Raw genomic sequence first — 15,415 nt, forward strand, 5'->3', positions numbered from 1 at the left:
CGATGGCTGCGGAGATCTCGCGGGGGAACAACCCCCTCCGCGATCCGGATGATCGGCGCCTCAACCGCATCGCGGGACCCAGCGCGCTCGTGATCTTCGGCGTGACGGGCGACCTGTCGCGCAAGAAGCTCATGCCCGCGGTGTACGACCTCGCGAACCGGGGCCTGCTTCCCCCGGGGTTCGCGCTGGTCGGTTTCGCCCGACGCGACTGGGAGGACCAGGACTTCGCGAAGGTCGTCTACGACGCGGTGCGGCAGCACGCGCGCACGCCCTTCCGCGAGGAGACGTGGAACCAGCTCCTGCAGGGCATCCGCTTCGTGCAGGGCGAGTTCGACGACGCGGCATCCTTCGCCCGGCTCCGCGAGACGGTGGAGCGTCTCGACGCCGAGCGCGGCACCATGGGAAACCACGCGTACTACCTCTCGATTCCGCCGAAGGACTTCCCGGTCGTCGCGCGACAGCTGCGCGACTCCGGCCTCGTCGACGAGACGGCGGACGGGGACACCTGGCGACGCGTCGTCATCGAGAAGCCGTTCGGCAGCGATCTGCAGACCGCCCGCGAGCTGAACGAAGCCCTCGAGGTCGCCTTCCCGGCCGACGCCATCTTCCGGATCGACCACTATCTCGGCAAGGAGACGGTCCAGAACATCCTGGCGCTGCGCTTCGCGAACGAGCTGTACGAGCCGCTCTGGAACGCGAACTACGTCGACCACGTGCAGATCACGATGGCCGAGGACATCGGCGTCGGCGGTCGCGCGGGGTACTACGACGGCATCGGCGCGGCGCGCGACGTCATCCAGAACCACCTCCTGCAGCTGCTCGCGCTGACCGCGATGGAGGAGCCCATCTCGCTCGACGCGGAGCACCTCCGCGCCGAGAAGGAGAAGGTCCTCGCCGCGGTCAAGCTCCCCGACGACCTGTCCACCGCCACCGCGCGCGGACAGTACGCGGGCGGCTGGCAGGGCGGCGAAGAGGTCACCGGCTTCCTCGACGAGGACGGTATGGACCCGCAGTCCCGGACCGAGACGTACGCCGCCATCAAGCTCGAGATCGCCACCCGACGCTGGAACGGTGTGCCGTTCTACCTGCGCACGGGCAAGCGCCTCGGCCGCCGGGTCACGGAGATCGCCGTGGTCTTCAAGCACACGCCGCCGCTGCTGTTCCTGCGCTCGCAGGCGCTGCAGCTCGGGCAGAACGCCCTCGTCATCCGCATCCAGCCCGACGAGGGCGTGACCCTCCGCTTCGGGTCCAAGGTCCCGGGCGCGGGCAACGAGGTGCGCGACGTCACGATGGACTTCGGCTACGGCCACGCGTTCACCGAGTCGAGCCCCGAGGCCTACGAACGCCTCATCCTCGACGTCCTCCTGGGCGACCCGCCGCTGTTCCCCCGTCACGAGGAGGTCGAGCTGTCCTGGCGCATCCTCGACCCCGTCGAGCAGCACTGGGCGGAGCAGGACGAGCCGCTCGAGCAGTACTCCCCCGGATCCTGGGGTCCCCCGTCCGCCGATGAGCTCCTGGCCCGCGACGGCCGCGTCTGGAGGCGCCCATGATCGTCGACCTGCCCGACACCACGGTGTCCACGATCGCGAAGAAGCTCGTGAGCGTGCGCGAGGAGGGCGGCGCCGTCGCCCTCGGGCGCGTGCTGACCCTCGTCATCGTCTCCACGGGGGGCTTCGACGAGGAGGCCATCGACGCCGCGAACGCCGCCTCGCGCGAGCACCCGATGCGCGTCATCGTCCTGGTCGTCCAACCCGACGCCCCGACCGGGCTCGACGCGCAGATCCGCGTCGGCGGCGACGCCGGTGCCAGCGAGGTGGTCGTCCTCCGCGCCCGGGGTGCGGCGGCCGGCAACCAGGAGAGCCTCGTCAACGGCCTCCTGCTCCCCGACGCTCCCGTCGTCGCCTGGTGGCCCGACGACCCGCCCACCGACCCCGCTCACTCCGCGATCGGTCGCATGGCGCAGCGGCGGATCACGGATGCCTCGACGAAGCCGTTCGCCAAGGACCGGCTCGCGCAGCTCGGCTCCGTCTACGCGCCTGGTGACACGGATCTGGCGTGGACGAGGCTCACCCACTGGCGCGAGCAGCTCGGCGCCGTCCTCGACCAGCCGCCGTACGAGTCCGTCACGGCCGTGACGGTCGTCGGTGCGGGCAGCTCGCCCTCCACCGGGCTGCTGGCCGCGTGGCTGCGGATGAAGCTCGATGTTCCAGTCGAATGGCACTACACGGACGAGCACGAGTGGGCCCACGGCATCCGCTCTGTCACGCTCTCGCGGGACTCCGGTGACATCGTCCTCGAACGCTCGAGCGCCACGGACGCGACCCTCACTCAGCCCGGCCAGCCGACGCACGACATCGTGCTGCCGCGGCGATCCCTGCGCGAGTGCCTCGCGGAGGAACTGCGCCGTCTCGATCCCGACCTCTTGTATGGTCGAGTCATCACCGAAGGGTGGGAGCTCCTCGACCCTCCCACGAGGTAGGAGTCGCATGTCGGAGTTCCGCGCGGAGAAGCGCGTCGTCGTCCGTCCTGACGCGCAGACGTTGGCCCGAGGGGTCGCGAAGCGCTTTTTCCAGCGGGTCTCCGCACGCGCCGCCGAGGGAAAGACGACGCACATCCTGCTGACCGGGGGCACCGCCGGAACGGCCGTGCTGCACGCGGCGGGCGAGAGCGATCGCCGGCGGGAGGTGGACTGGTCGAAGGTCCACTTCTGGTGGGGGGACGAGCGTTTCATCCCGGCGGGCGATCCGGAGCGGAACGAGACGGCGGCACGTGCCGCGTTCCTCGACCACATCGACGTCCCGGCGGCGAACATCCACCCCATCGCCGCCTCCGACGCCGGGCGCAGCCATGACGAAGCGGCCGCCGACTACGTGGCGGAGCTGGCCTCGTTCGCCGCCGAGGACCAGCCCTGGCCACGGTTCACCCTGGCGTTCCTGGGCGTCGGACCCGACGGACACATCGCATCCCTGTTCCCGGATCGCAGCGAGATCTCCGACACCGAGCACGCCGTCCTCCCGGTGCGTCACTCCCCCGTGCCGCCGTCCGAGCGGATCACCCTGACCCGTCCGGTGATCAACTCGTCCCGGCGCGTGTGGTTGGTCCTCCCCGGCACCGACAAAGCGTCTGCGCTGGGCTTGGCGCTCGCCGGCGCGAGCTACCACTCCGTTCCCGCCGCCGGGGCGAAGGGGCGCAAGCAGACGGTGTTCTTCGTCGACGAGGCCGCCGCGCAGGGTGTGCCCGAAGAACTGATCGACCCCGAGTTCTGAGCGAACCCGGGGTCGTATCGGTGTGTAAGGCGGCGATCAGTCCTGACCGCGGCGCTCCCGAAGCTGCTTGAGGGCGTCGTCCAGGATCGACTCCGCCTCCTCGTCCGTGCGACGCTCCTTCACGTAAGCGAGGTGCGTCTTGTAGGGCTCGGTCTTGGCCAGCGCGGGCGGGTTCGCCTTGTCACGACCGGCCGGGAGGCCCGAGTGCGGCGAGTCGATCGTCTCGGGGATCTCCTCCTCCGAGATGCCGGCCGCGAAGTAGCGCACCGTCTCGTTACCGAGTGCGTCCCAGTACGAGACGGCCACACGGTCGGCGTGGTGACCGTGGTCCTGCTCCCCCATCGGTCCGGCACCGACGCGGGTGCCCCGGATCGCGTTGCCCCCGGTCGCCATCAGATGCTCTGGAACTTCGTGATGAGGCCCAGCGCGACGATCGCAACGAACCAGACGAGTGCGAGCACGACCGTGAAGCGGTTGAGGTTGCGCTCGGCGAGGCCCGAGGACCCCATCGCCGAGCTCATGCCGCCGCCGAACATGTCGGAGAGGCCGCCGCCGCGCCCCTTGTGCAGGAGGATCAGGAGAGTGAGCAGGAGGCTGGTGAGTCCCAGCAGCACCTGCAGCACAAGCTGGAGGATGTCCACAGTCGTTGAAAGCCTTTCGGGTCGCCGAGTCGCTCAGCGCTCGCACGAGTATACCGGCTGAGCGGTGCGACGCCGCGAGGCGCCGCACCGCTCAGGATCACACGCCGACGTGCTTCTGGTAGCGGATGATGGCGGCGAACTCGTCGGCGAGGAGGCTCGCTCCTCCGACGAGGGCGCCGTCGACATCGGGTTCGCGCATGAAGCTCGCGATGTTGCCGGACTTCACCGATCCGCCATAGAGGATGCGGGTGCGCTCGGCCGCGGCATCCCCGAGGCTCTCGGAGAGCACCGTACGCAGCGCGGCGCACACTTCCTGCGCCTGCTCGGGCGAGGCGACCTGTCCGGTCCCGATCGCCCAGACCGGCTCGTAGGCGACCACGACGTCCGCGTCCGAGGGCACACCCTCGAGCGCGGCGCGGAGCTGAGCGACCGACACGGCGGTCGGGCCGGACTCCTCGCGCTGCTCGAGCGTCTCGCCCACGCAGATCACCGGCACGAGCCCGTGACGCAGCGCGGCCTGCACCTTCGCGGCGACGACCTCGTCGGTCTCGCCGTGGTACTCGCGTCGCTCGGAGTGACCGATGATCACGTAGTCGACGTCGAGCTTCTTCAGGAACGCTCCGGAGACCTCACCCGTGTAGGCGCCCGAGTCCTTCGTCGACACGTCCTGCGCACCGAGGGCGAAGGGGATCTTGTCGGCGTCGATGAGCGTCTGCACCGTGCGGATGTCGGTGAACGGCGGGAACACCGCGACCTCGACCGAATCGGTCTCGTGCGCGGCATCCTTCAGCGTCCAGTGCAGCTTCTGGACGAACGCGACCGCCTGCAGGTGGTCGAGGTTCATCTTCCAGTTGCCGGCGATGAGGGGCTTGCGGGTCACGCTTCCCATCCGAGGATCTCCAATCCGGGCAGCTTCTTGCCCTCGAGGAATTCGAGGCTGGCGCCACCACCGGTGGAGATGTGGCCGAACTGGTCGTCGTCGAATCCGAGCTGACGGACGGCGGCCGCGGAGTCGCCGCCGCCGACGACCGACAGGCCGTCGACCTCGGTCAGCGCCTGGGCGACCGTCTTGGTCCCTTCGGCGAACGCCGCCATCTCGAACACGCCCATCGGGCCGTTCCAGAACACGGTCTTCGCGCCGCGGATCGCGTCGGCGAACAGCTCCGCCGTCTTCGGTCCGATGTCGAGGCCCATGCCGTCCGCACCGAAGGGGGTGTCCTCCAGGGCGTCGGCGGATGCCACGACGTGATCGGCGTCGGCGGCGAAACCGGCGGCCATCACGGCGTCGACGGGGAGCACGAGCTCCACCCCGCGCTCGCGTGCCGTCTCCATGTATCCGCGGACCGTCTCGAGCTGATCGACCTCGAGGAGACTCTTGCCGACCTTGTGCCCCTGTGCCGCGAGGAAGGTGAACAGCATGCCGCCACCCACGAGGATCTTGTCCACGCGGGGCAGGAGGTGCTCGATCACACCCAGCTTGTCGCTGACCTTCGAGCCGCCCAGGACGACCGCGTACGGACGCTCCGGACGCTCGGTCAGGCGGTCGAGGACGTCGACCTCCTTCTCGATGAGGAGGCCCGCAGCGGAGGGCAGCAGCTCGGCGAGGTCGTAGACCGACGCCTGCTTGCGGTGCACGACACCGAACCCGTCCGAGACGAGGGCGTCGCCGAACGACGCGAGCTGCTCGGCGAACGCGCGACGGGTCGCGTCGTCCTTCGCGGTCTCCCCCGCGTTGAAGCGGAGGTTCTCGAGGACGGCGACCTGCCCGTCCGCGAGGCCCGCCACGGTGTCGCGAGCGGAGTCGCCGACCGTGTCGGTCGCGAAGGCGACGTCCGCGCCGAGGAGCTCCGACAGGCGCGTGGCGACGGGGGCGAGGCTGTACTTCGCGTCCGGGGCGCCGTCGGGCCGGCCGAGGTGGGAGACCGCGATGACGCGAGCTCCCTGCTCGACCAGCGCCGACAGCGTCGGCAGAGCCGCACGCACGCGGCCATCGTCCGTGATGACGCCGTCCTTCAGGGGGACGTTGAAGTCGACACGGACGATGACGCGCTTGCCTGCGAGCGAACCCAGCGAATCGAGGGTGCGCAGAGCCATCGTCAGAGCTTGCTGGCGACGAGCTCGGTGAGGTCGACGAGGCGGTTCGAGTAGCCCCACTCGTTGTCGTACCAGGACGAGATCTTCACGAGGTTGCCCGACACGTTGGTCTGGCCGGCGTCGAAGACCGAGGAGTGCGGGTCGAGCTGGATGTCGCTCGAGACGATCGCGTCGGTGTTGTACTTCAGGTACCCGACGAGCTCGCCCTCGGCAGCGGCCTTCTCGAAGGCGGCGTTGATGACCTCGGCGGTCAGGCCCTCGGTCGGGGTGACGACCGTCAGGTCGACGATCGAGCCGGTGGGGACCGGAACGCGGTACGACGAGCCGCTCAGCTTGCCGTTGAGCTCGGGCAGCACGAGACCGATGGCCTTGGCGGCGCCGGTGGCGGCGGGGACGATGTTGATCGCCGCAGCGCGCGCACGGTGCAGGTCGCCGTGGGGGCCGTCCTGCAGGTTCTGGTCGGCGGTGTAGGCGTGGGCCGTCATCATGAAGCCGCGCTCGATGCCGAAGTTGTCGTTGAAGACCTTGGCGATCGGGGCGAGGCAGTTCGTGGTGCAGGACGCGTTCGAGATGACGTGCATCGTCTCGGAGTCGTAGGTGCCGTCGTTGACACCCATGACGAAGGTGCCGTCGACGTCGGTGCCCGGCGCCGAGATGATGACCTTCTTCGCACCGCCGTCGATGTGCTTCTTGGCGTCCGCAGCCTTGGTGAAGCGGCCGGTCGACTCGATGACGATGTCGACGCCCAGTTCGCCCCAGGGGAGGTTGGCGGGGTCGCGCTCTTCGAAGACCTTGATGGTCTTGCCGTTGACCGTGATGGAGTCCTCGGTGTACGAGACCTCGGCGTCGAGGCGACCGCCGACGGAGTCGTACTTCAGGAGGTGAGCGAGGCTCTTGTTGTCGGTGAGGTCGTTCACCGCCACGATCTCCAGGTCAGCTCCCTGCGCGAGAGCCGCGCGGAGGAAGTTGCGTCCGATTCGGCCGAAGCCGTTGATGCCGATCTTGACAGACACGTTGTCTCCCGTTTTTCGTCGCGTACGCCCCTTGAACGGGGTCGACTCGCGATGTGCTGGAAAAGAGAGAGGATGCCGGGGCTTCGCCCCCGTTACCGGGAGGAGCCCGGCATCCTCACCTGTGAACGACCCTACTACTAGAGCAGGCCCGCCGTCTTGTCACGGGCGGCGTCGAGACGCTGCGCGACGTTCTGCCAGTTGGCGATGTTCCAGGCCGCCTTGACGTAGTCGGCCTTGACGTTGAGGTAGTCGAGGTAGAAGGCGTGCTCCCACATGTCGAGCTGGAAGATCGGGATGGTCCCCTGCGCCGTGTTCGACTGCTGGTCGAACAGCTGCTGGATGATCAGCTGCTGGCCGATCGGGTCCCAGCTGAGGACGGCCCACCCGGAGCCCTGGATGCCGGTGGCAGCGGCCGTGAAGTGCGCCTGGAACTTGTCGAAGCCGCCGAAGAACTCGTCGATCGCCGCGCGCAGCTCGCCCTCGGGCTCGCCGCCGCCGCCCTGCGAGGCGGGGGCCAGGTTGGTCCAGAAGATGGAGTGGTTGACGTGTCCGCCGAGGTTGAACGCGAGGTCCTTCTCGAGCTTGTTGACGTTCGCGAGGTTGCCGGTTTCCCGCGCCTCCGCGAGCTGCTCGAGGGCGGTGTTCGCTCCGGTGACGTACGCCTGGTGGTGCTTCGAGTGGTGAAGCTCCATGATCTTGCCGCTGATGCTCGGCTCGAGCGCGGAGTAGTCGTACGGGAGCTCAGGCAGCGTGTACTTCGCCATGTCCTCTTCCTTCTGTCGGTGCCGCGCGCACGGCGCGGCCGGTCGGATTCATCCTATTGAGGGCCAACCCGCCGGACACCCGGTTGCTTCCCGTGAAGAGGGGATGTATCCCGTCAGTCCTCGAGACCGGCGGGGACGGCGGACTCGGTGTCGGGGATGCCGTCCTGCGCGGCCTTCTTGTCGGCCATCGCCAGGAGACGGCGGATGCGGCCCGCCACGGCATCCTTCGTCAGCGGCGGATCGGCATGGTGGCCGAGCTCGTCGAGGCTCGCGTCGCGGTGCGCGAGGCGGAGGTCGCCGGCCTGCTTCAGGTGCGGCGGGACGGTGTCGCCGAGGATCTCGAGCGCACGCTCGACACGGGCGCAGGCCGCGACCGCCGCCTGCGCGGAACGACGGAGGTTGGCGTCGTCGAAGTTGACCAGGCGGTTCACGCCGGCGCGGACCTCACGGCGCTGCCGCATCTCCTCCCACGCGGCGGCGGTCTTCTGCGCACCCATCATGAGGAGGGTCGCGCGGATCGCCTCGCCGTCGCGGACGACGACGCGCGGCACGCCGCGGACCTCGCGCGCCTTGGCGGCGATCCCGAGACGGTGCGCCGCACCGACAAGCGCCATGGCCGCCTCGCCCGAAGGGCAGGCGACCTCGAGCGCCGCCGAACGGCCCGGATCGGACAGGGTGCCGGCCGCGAGGAAGGCACCGCGCCACACGGCCGCGAGGTCGGGGCGTGCGCCGGTGGTCAGCTTGTTCGGGAGTCCGCGGACCGGTCGCCGACGGTTGTCGAGCAGACCCGTCTGGCGGGCCAGGGTCTCGCCGCCCTCGATGACGCGCACCGCGACGAGGTTCGCCGTCCGTCCGCCGGAGGACTGCACGTGCGCGAGTTCGGGACGGACGCCGTAGATCTCGACGAGGTCGCGGGCCACGCGTCGGGCCAGGATATCGGTCTCGACCTCCGCCTCGACGGCCACCCGGCCGGCGATCGAGTGGAGTCCGCCCGAGAAGCGCAGGATCGTGGTGAGTTCTGCGACGCGGGCCGTCGGCCGCGGATCACGCACCGAGGTGAGTTCCGTCTTCACGTCAGCAGTCAGCGGCACGGCGATCCTTCGGTGGGGGCGAGGGGGACAAAGGATCAGCTTACTCGCGCACCGCTCATTCGCGACCCAGGTCCCGGTGCGTGACCCGCACGGCGACGCCCGGTTCGGCGCCCAGACGCTCCGCGAGCTCGAACGACGTCACGACGGAGCGGTGCTTGCCCCCGGTGCATCCGATCGCGATCACGGAGTGACGTTTGTTCTCGCGCTGATACCCCTGGAGCACGGGGTGGAGGGCCGCCGCATACGCATCGATGAACTCGCGTGCGCCCTCCTGACCGAGCACGAACTCGCGGACCGCCTCGTCCTCCCCCGTGAGGGCGCGCAGCGAGGGCTCCCAGTACGGGTTCGGGAGGAAGCGCATGTCCGCGACGAGGTCGACGTCCGGCGGCAACCCGTACTTGAAGCCGAAGCTCATGACGGTGACGGTGTGCCGCGCGTCGCCGTCCGCGCTGAACAGGTCGACGATGCGGTTCGCCAGCTGATGGATGTTGAGTGCGCTGGTGTCGACGATGACGTCGGCGGCTTCGCGGATGGCGGCGACGCGCTCGCGCTCACGGCGGATGCCGTCGAGGATCGTCCCCTCCCCCTGCAGCGGGTGGGGCCGACGGACGGCTTCGAACCGGCGGACGAGGACCTCGTCGGAGGCGTCGAGGAACAGCACCCGCAACTGGCGGCCGTCGCGGAGCGAATGGGTCACCGAGGGCAGCTCGCCGAAGAGCTGGCGCCCGCGGACGTCGACCACCGCGGCGACACGCGGAAGCGCGTCGGCTGCGAGCGCCGTGAGATCCAGCAGGTGCGACAGCATCTGCGGCGGCAGGTTGTCGACGACGTACCAGTCGAGGTCCTCGAGGGCGTTCGCCGCGGTCGTGCGCCCGGCTCCGGACATGCCCGTGACGATCAGGACCTCGCCCGCCGTCTGGCCGTCCATCCGCACCCCGCCTTCCACGCGTGTCATCCCAGCCTAACCACCCGAGGGCACGGCATCCGACCCCGCGGCCAGGTGCGAGTGGATCGTGGCCGCGAGCCGCGGGCCGATCCCGGGCAGCTCCTGGATCTCCTCGGGTGTCGCTTGCTTCAGGCGGCTCACCGATCCGAAGTGCCGCAGGAGCGCCTTGATCCGCGTCGCGCCGAGACCGGGCACCTCCGCCAGCACCGTCGTGATGTCCCGGCCGCGCTTCTTGCGCTGGTGGGTGATCGCGAAGCGGTGCGCCTCGTCGCGGAGCCGCTGCAGCAGGTAGAGCGCCTCGGAGGAGCGCGGCAGGATCACCGGGAAGTCGTCGTCGGGCAGCCAGACCTCCTCGAGACGCTTCGCGATGCCGCACAGGGCGATCTCCTCGTGGCCGGCGTCGCGCAGGGCACGCGCCGCGGCCTGCACCTGCGGCTGGCCGCCGTCGACGAGGAGCAGCTGAGGCCGGTAGGCGAAGCGCGGGCGCTTGCGCGTGGCATCCACCTCACCGTCCGCCATCGGGTCGATCTTCTCCTGCTCGGCTTCGTCGCGGTCGATGTGCGCGAGCCGTCGCGTGAGTACCTGATACATCGAGTCGGTGTCGTCGGTGGTCTCGGCGACGGAGAACGACCGGTACTGGTCCTTGCGCGGCAGACCGTCCTCGAACACGACCATCGACGCGACGACCCCCGTGCCGCCGAGGTGCGAGATGTCGAAGCACTCGATGCGCAGCGGGGCCTCGGTCATCCCGAGCGCCTCCTGCAGGTCCGTCAGCGCCTTGGTGCGAGCCGTGTAGTCGCTCGTCCGCCGCGTCTTGTGCAGCATGAGCGCCTGCTGGGCGTTGAGCGTCGCCGTCCGCATGAGGTCGGCCTTCTGACCGCGCTGCGCGATCTGCACCGTCACCTTCTTGCCGCGCCGCGACTGCAGCCACTGCTCGAGCTCGGCCGAGTCGTCGGGAAGGCTCGGCACGAGGACCTGGCGCGGGATGTCCTCGGCCGAGGCGGCCCCGTAGGCGCGCTGCAGGATCTGATCCACGAGGTCGGGCCCGGAGATGTCGAGCTCCTTGTCGATCGTCGTCGCGCGGACGCCGCGCACACGTCCGCCGCGGACGACGAAGTGCTGGACGGCCGCGGACAGCTCGTCCTCGGCCACGCCGAACAGGTCGGCGTCGGTGTCCTCGCTCAGCACGAGCGCACTGCGGTTGAGGACGGCGTCGAGGGCCTGCAGCTTGTCGCGGTACGACGCCGCGGCCTCGTAGTCCATCGCGGCCGCCGCTTCGCGCATCCGCGCTTCGAGCCGCTTCGTGAACCGCTTGTCGCTCCCGGACATGAACGAGACGAAGTCGTCGACGATGGCGCGGTGCTCCTCGATCGTGACCTTCATCGAGCAGGGACCGCCGCACCGGCCGATCTGCCCGGGGAAGCACGGCCGCCCCGAGGCCATCGCCTTCTTGTACGACGAGTCGCTGCAGGTGCGGATCGGGAACACCTTGATGAGCTGATCGATCGTGTCGTGGACCGCCCAGACCTTCGGGTACGGGCCGAAGTACTTGGCCCCGCGGATGCGGCGGTTGCGGGTCACGATGACCCGCGGCGCCTCGTCGGCGAGGGTCACCGCCATGTACGGATAGGACTTGTCGTCCTTGTACCGGACGTTGAAGGGCGGCGAGTACTCCTGGATCCAGGTGTACTCGAGCTGGAGCGAGTCGATGTCGGTCTTGACGACGGTCCACTCGACCTTCGCGGCCGTCGTCACCATGCGCCGTGTGCGCTCGTGGAGCGTGTGGAGCGGCGCGAAGTAGTTGGACAATCGGGCGCGGAGGTTCTTGGCCTTGCCGACGTAGAGGATCCGACCGTCGGCATCCAGGAACCGGTAGACGCCGGGGTCGGTGGGGATCTCCCCCGGCTTCGGCTTGTACGGCAGAGCGGAGGCCACGTCAGCCCGCCTTGCGCGCGGGAGCCACTTCCAGGATCTCGGCGAGGAACTGCCCGGTGTGGCTCTCGGGTACGGTCGCGACCTGCTCCGGGGTCCCCGTCGCCACGATCGTGCCGCCGCCCGAGCCCCCCTCGGGGCCGAGGTCGATGACCCAGTCGGCGGACTTGATCACGTCGAGGTTGTGCTCGATGACGAGCACCGAGTTGCCCTTGTCGACGAGGCTGTTCAGGACCTCGAGCAGGCGCTGCACGTCTTCGAAGTGCAGACCCGTCGTCGGCTCGTCGAGCACGTAGATGGTGCGCCCGTTCGAGCGACGCTGGAGCTCGGTGGCGAGCTTCACGCGCTGAGCCTCACCGCCGGAGAGGGTCGTGGCCGACTGCCCCAGCCGGACGTAGCCGAGCCCCACGTCGACGAGGGTCTTCAGATACCGGTGGATCGCCTGAATCGGCTCGAAGAAGTCGGCTGCCTCCGAGATCGGCATGTCGAGGACCTCGGCGATGTTCTTGCCCTTGTAGTGCACCGCGAGGGTGTCGCGATTGTAGCGCTGGCCGTGGCAGACCTCGCAGTCGACGTACACGTCGGGCAGGAAGTTCATCTCGATCTTGATCGTGCCGTCACCCGAGCACGCCTCGCACCGGCCGCCCTTGACGTTGAAGCTGAAACGACCCGGTTGGTAGCCGCGCGCCTTCGCCTCGGTCGTCTCGGCGAACAGCGAGCGGATGCGGTCGAAGACGCCCGTGTAGGTGGCCGGGTTCGACCGGGGCGTGCGACCGATGGGGGCCTGGTCGACGTGGACGACCTTGTCGAGGTGCTCGAGTCCGGTGACCCGGGTGTGCTTGCCTGCGACGCGACGCGCACCGTTGAGCTTGGTCGCGAGGACTTCGTAGAGGATGCCGTTCACGAGCGACGACTTGCCGGAACCGCTCACGCCGGTGACGGCGGTGAGCACGCCGAGAGGGAAGTCGACGGTGACGTTCTGGAGGTTGTTCTCCCGCGCCCCGACGACGCGCAGCTGGCGCCCCTTGTCGATCTTCCGACGCTTCTTCGGCATCCGGATGGCGCGTCGTCCGCTCAGGTAGGCGCCGGTGATGGACTCCTGGTCCGTCAGGAGCTGCTCGACCGGTCCCGAGTGGACGACGTTGCCTCCCTCGACGCCGGCGCGCGGTCCGATGTCGACGATCCAGTCGGCGGCGTGGATGGTCTCCTCGTCGTGCTCGACGACGACCAGCGTGTTGCCGAGGCTCTTCAGACGCACGAGCGTCTCGATGAGTCGGCGGTTGTCGCGCTGGTGGAGTCCGATGGAGGGCTCGTCGAGGACGTACAGCACACCCGTGAGCCCCGAGCCGATCTGCGTCGCGAGACGGATGCGCTGCGCCTCGCCGCCCGAGAGCGAGCCCGCCGCACGGCTGAGACTGAGGTAGTTGAGGCCGACCTGGATGAGGAAGTCGAGGCGGGCCCGGATCTCGCGCAGGACCGCGGCCGCGATGGTCGCCTCGCGGTCGGTCAGCGAGAGCTGCGCGAAGAACTGCTGCGCCTCGCCGAGGCTGAGCCGCGAGGCATCCGCGATCGAGTGCCCGTGGACGAGGACCGACAGCACCTCGGGCTTCAGGCGATCGCCGTTGCAGACCGGGCAGGGCACCTCGCGGAGGAACTCGGCCCAGCGCTGACGCTGCGTGTCGGTCTCGGCCTGCGTGAACTGACGCTCGATGTACGGGATGACGCCCTCGAAGCCCGACGCGTACCGCATCTCGCGGCCGTAGCGGTTCTTCCACTTGACGGTGACCTTGTAGTTCTCGCCGCTCAGCACGGCGTCCTGCACGTCGGCCGGAAGGTCCTTCCAGGGCGTGTCGAGCGAGAACCCGAGGTCGTCCGCGAGTCCCACGAGCAGCCGCTCGTAGTACTGGAACAGTCCCTTGCCCTGCGTCGTCCAGGGGACGATGACACCTTCGGCGATGGAGAGCTCCTCGTCGCCCAGCAGCAGTTCGGTGTCGACCGACATGCGGGTGCCCAGACCCGAGCAGCCCGGGCAGGCGCCGAACGGCGCGTTGAAGGAGAACGTCCGCGGCTCGATCTCGGTCAGGGTCAGCGCGTGCCCATTGGGACAGGCCAGCTTCTCGCTGTAGCTCTGCCAGGCGTCGTCGCCCTCTTCGTCGACGAAGTTGACCTGCAGGATGCCGCCTGCGAGACCCAGGGCCGTCTCGACCGAGTCGGTGACGCGGCTGAGGATGTCGGGGCTCGCCACCAGACGGTCGACGACCACGGCGATGTCGTGCTTGTAGCTCTTCTTGAGCGTCGGCGCCTCGGCGAGCTGCACCGTCTCACCGTCGACGATCGCACGGGCGTAACCCTTCGCCGACAGCTCCTTGAAGAGGTCGACGAACTCGCCCTTCTTCTGCGACACGACGGGGGCGACGATCTGGTACCGCGTGCGCTCGGGGAGCTCCATGAGCTGGTCGGCGATCTGCTGCACCGTCTGCCGCTGGATGCGCTCACCGCACTCGGGGCAGTGCGGGATGCCGACGCGCGCCCACAGCAGACGCATGTAGTCGTTGATCTCGGTGATGGTGCCCACCGTCGAGCGCGGGTTGCGGTTCGTCGACTTCTGATCGATCGACACCGCAGGGCTGAGACCCTCGATGAAGTCGACGTCGGGACGGTCGACCTGTCCGAGGAACTGGCGTGCGTACGAGCTGAGCGACTCGATGTACCGGCGCTGACCCTCGGCGAAGATCGTGTCGAACGCGAGGCTCGACTTCCCCGACCCGGACAGGCCGGTGAACACGACGAGCGAGTCCCGCGGGATCTCGAGGTCGACGTTCTTCAGGTTGTGGACGCGTGCGCCGCGGACACTGAGTTTGGAGGCGTGGGGAACGGGGACGATGGGCACCGGTCAATCCTAGGTTGGGCCACCGACACGGGCTCCGTGCTTCGCTCCCGGCGATCAGTCCTCGGTGGTCGGCCGGCGTCCGGCGAAGGGTTGCAGGCCGTCCCTCAACCGCTCGACGTCGGCGACGCCGAGTCCGACGCGCGCCATGATCTGCCTCGGCACGTCCAGCGCCTGCTCGCGCAGGGCCGCTCCCTCGTCGGTCAACGCGATGTCGAGGACGCGTTCGTCCGCCGCGCGCCGGCGCCGGACGACGCGGCCCTGCGCCTCGAGACGCTTGATGGTCGGCGACAGGCTGGCGGGCTCGACCGCGAGGGCGGTCGCCAGCTCGGAGAGTGACTGCGGCGCACGCTCCCACAGGGCGAGCATCACGAGGTACTGCGGGTGCGTCAGACCGAGGGGCTCGAGGACCGGCCGGTAGATCGAGACGACGTTCCGGGCGGCCGTGACGATGGCGAAGCACAGCTGACTCTCCAGCTTGAGTGCGTCCTCGTCCATTCCGAACCCCTTCCCGCTAATAGTTAGTACACTAATCAATATGGACGACGAACGCGAGCAACGGCCCCCGCTGCGGGAACGGATCCGCGCGGCGGGCGGGTTCTACCGCTGGTGGAACAGCCGCCTCATCCGCTACGCGGGCCCGGCTTCGGTCGGTCCCTACGAGACCGAGCCCGAACCGGTCCGGACCGAACGCGCGTGCCCCCTGTGCGGTCAGCCGATGTCGGCGCACACCTTCGACCGTTCGGGGGAACGCCCCCTCATGCACTGCCCCTGAGCACGC

15 protein-coding genes are annotated in these 15,415 nt (G+C 69.1%); 4 read left to right on the plus strand and 11 right to left on the minus strand.

From position 1 onward, the window contains the following. Nucleotides 1–2: 2 nt before the first annotated feature. Genes zwf through pgl form a run of 3 tightly spaced genes read left to right on the plus strand, consistent with a single transcriptional unit; the run spans nucleotide 3 to nucleotide 3,266 of the window. Nucleotides 3–1,550, plus strand: a complete 1,548-nt coding sequence (zwf, locus tag NH287_RS03395; RefSeq protein WP_253034470.1) for a glucose-6-phosphate dehydrogenase — start codon at nucleotides 3–5, stop codon at nucleotides 1,548–1,550. Then, nucleotides 1,547–2,479, plus strand: coding sequence for a glucose-6-phosphate dehydrogenase assembly protein OpcA (locus NH287_RS03400; protein ID WP_253034471.1), 933 nt, complete (start codon nucleotides 1,547–1,549; stop codon nucleotides 2,477–2,479). Before zwf ends, NH287_RS03400 begins: the two co-directional genes overlap by 4 nt. Before the next feature lie 7 nt (nucleotides 2,480–2,486). Then, nucleotides 2,487–3,266 (plus strand): 6-phosphogluconolactonase, encoded by a 780-nt coding sequence (gene pgl, locus NH287_RS03405; RefSeq protein ID WP_253034472.1) that lies wholly within the window; start codon nucleotides 2,487–2,489, stop codon nucleotides 3,264–3,266. 36 nt (nucleotides 3,267–3,302) lie between these two features. Here pgl and NH287_RS03410 read toward each other — a convergent pair whose 3' ends face one another. The 11 genes from NH287_RS03410 to NH287_RS03460 all read right to left on the minus strand — a co-directional run bounded on the left by NH287_RS03410 (nucleotide 3,303) and on the right by NH287_RS03460 (nucleotide 15,132). Continuing rightward, a complete protein-coding gene (locus NH287_RS03410) occupies nucleotides 3,303–3,659 on the minus strand; it encodes an RNA polymerase-binding protein RbpA (RefSeq protein ID WP_064002292.1) in 357 nt (118 codons plus the stop codon). Continuing rightward, the gene (secG, locus tag NH287_RS03415) at nucleotides 3,659–3,907 is read right to left on the minus strand and encodes a preprotein translocase subunit SecG (protein WP_064002293.1); all 249 of its coding nucleotides are present in this window, start codon (nucleotides 3,905–3,907) and stop codon (nucleotides 3,659–3,661) included. The genes NH287_RS03410 and secG overlap by 1 nt, the downstream gene beginning before the upstream one ends. A gap of 97 nt (nucleotides 3,908–4,004) precedes the next feature. Then, nucleotides 4,005–4,796: a triose-phosphate isomerase gene (gene tpiA / locus NH287_RS03420; RefSeq protein ID WP_217531320.1), complete on the minus strand. Its 792-nt coding sequence runs from the start codon at nucleotides 4,794–4,796 to the stop codon at nucleotides 4,005–4,007. Continuing rightward, entirely contained in the window at nucleotides 4,784–6,001 is a 1,218-nt protein-coding gene (pgk, locus tag NH287_RS03425; RefSeq protein ID WP_253034473.1) for a phosphoglycerate kinase, read from the minus strand. Before pgk ends, tpiA begins: the two co-directional genes overlap by 13 nt. Nucleotides 6,002–6,003: 2 nt before the next feature. Then, nucleotides 6,004–7,014, minus strand: coding sequence for a type I glyceraldehyde-3-phosphate dehydrogenase (gap, locus tag NH287_RS03430; RefSeq protein WP_064002296.1), 1,011 nt, complete (start codon nucleotides 7,012–7,014; stop codon nucleotides 6,004–6,006). Nucleotides 7,015–7,151: 137 nt separating this feature from the next. Then, entirely contained in the window at nucleotides 7,152–7,778 is a 627-nt protein-coding gene (locus NH287_RS03435; protein WP_064002297.1) for a superoxide dismutase, read from the minus strand. A gap of 113 nt (nucleotides 7,779–7,891) precedes the next feature. Next, on the minus strand, nucleotides 7,892–8,869 hold the full coding sequence (whiA, locus tag NH287_RS03440) for a DNA-binding protein WhiA (RefSeq protein WP_064002298.1): 978 nt from the start codon (nucleotides 8,867–8,869) through the stop codon (nucleotides 7,892–7,894). A 55-nt stretch (nucleotides 8,870–8,924) separates the two neighbouring features. Beyond that, nucleotides 8,925–9,797, minus strand: a complete 873-nt coding sequence (gene rapZ, locus NH287_RS03445; RefSeq protein ID WP_217531341.1) for an RNase adapter RapZ — start codon at nucleotides 9,795–9,797, stop codon at nucleotides 8,925–8,927. A 33-nt stretch (nucleotides 9,798–9,830) separates the two neighbouring features. Beyond that, nucleotides 9,831–11,750: an excinuclease ABC subunit UvrC gene (uvrC, locus tag NH287_RS03450; protein WP_253034474.1), complete on the minus strand. Its 1,920-nt coding sequence runs from the start codon at nucleotides 11,748–11,750 to the stop codon at nucleotides 9,831–9,833. A gap of 1 nt (nucleotide 11,751) precedes the next feature. Continuing rightward, nucleotides 11,752–14,637 (minus strand): excinuclease ABC subunit UvrA, encoded by a 2,886-nt coding sequence (gene uvrA, locus NH287_RS03455; protein ID WP_253034475.1) that lies wholly within the window; start codon nucleotides 14,635–14,637, stop codon nucleotides 11,752–11,754. Nucleotides 14,638–14,691: 54 nt separating this feature from the next. Further along, nucleotides 14,692–15,132 (minus strand): MarR family winged helix-turn-helix transcriptional regulator, encoded by a 441-nt coding sequence (locus NH287_RS03460; RefSeq protein ID WP_217531315.1) that lies wholly within the window; start codon nucleotides 15,130–15,132, stop codon nucleotides 14,692–14,694. A 40-nt stretch (nucleotides 15,133–15,172) separates the two neighbouring features. On the opposite strand from NH287_RS03460, the gene NH287_RS03465 reads away from it, so the two are divergent. Beyond that, nucleotides 15,173–15,409 (plus strand): hypothetical protein, encoded by a 237-nt coding sequence (locus tag NH287_RS03465; RefSeq protein ID WP_217531314.1) that lies wholly within the window; start codon nucleotides 15,173–15,175, stop codon nucleotides 15,407–15,409. The last annotated feature ends 6 nt before the right edge of the window (nucleotides 15,410–15,415 follow it).

Origin of the sequence: Microbacterium sp. CnD16-F (genome assembly GCF_024124465.1) — a bacterium.
In the GTDB taxonomy this organism is placed as follows: Bacteria; Actinomycetota; Actinomycetes; order Actinomycetales; family Microbacteriaceae; genus Microbacterium; species Microbacterium gawkjiense.

Bases quoted from the DNA above. Each gene is read 5' to 3' on its own strand.
- pgl (WP_253034472.1), top strand. From the start codon at position 2,487: ATGTCGGAGTTCCGCGCGGAGAAGCGCGTCGTCGTCCGTCCTGACGCG.
- NH287_RS03400 (WP_253034471.1), top strand. From the start codon at position 1,547: ATGATCGTCGACCTGCCCGACACCACGGTGTCCACGATCGCGAAGAAG.
- pgk (WP_253034473.1), bottom strand. From the start codon at position 6,001: ATGGCTCTGCGCACCCTCGATTCGCTGGGTTCGCTCGCAGGCAAGCGC.
- tpiA (WP_217531320.1), bottom strand. From the start codon at position 4,796: ATGGGAAGCGTGACCCGCAAGCCCCTCATCGCCGGCAACTGGAAGATG.
- NH287_RS03410 (WP_064002292.1), bottom strand. From the start codon at position 3,659: ATGGCGACCGGGGGCAACGCGATCCGGGGCACCCGCGTCGGTGCCGGA.
- NH287_RS03465 (WP_217531314.1), top strand. From the start codon at position 15,173: ATGGACGACGAACGCGAGCAACGGCCCCCGCTGCGGGAACGGATCCGC.
- rapZ (WP_217531341.1), bottom strand. From the start codon at position 9,797: ATGGACGGCCAGACGGCGGGCGAGGTCCTGATCGTCACGGGCATGTCC.
- zwf (WP_253034470.1), top strand. From the start codon at position 3: ATGGCTGCGGAGATCTCGCGGGGGAACAACCCCCTCCGCGATCCGGAT.
- NH287_RS03460 (WP_217531315.1), bottom strand. From the start codon at position 15,132: ATGGACGAGGACGCACTCAAGCTGGAGAGTCAGCTGTGCTTCGCCATC.
- NH287_RS03435 (WP_064002297.1), bottom strand. From the start codon at position 7,778: ATGGCGAAGTACACGCTGCCTGAGCTCCCGTACGACTACTCCGCGCTC.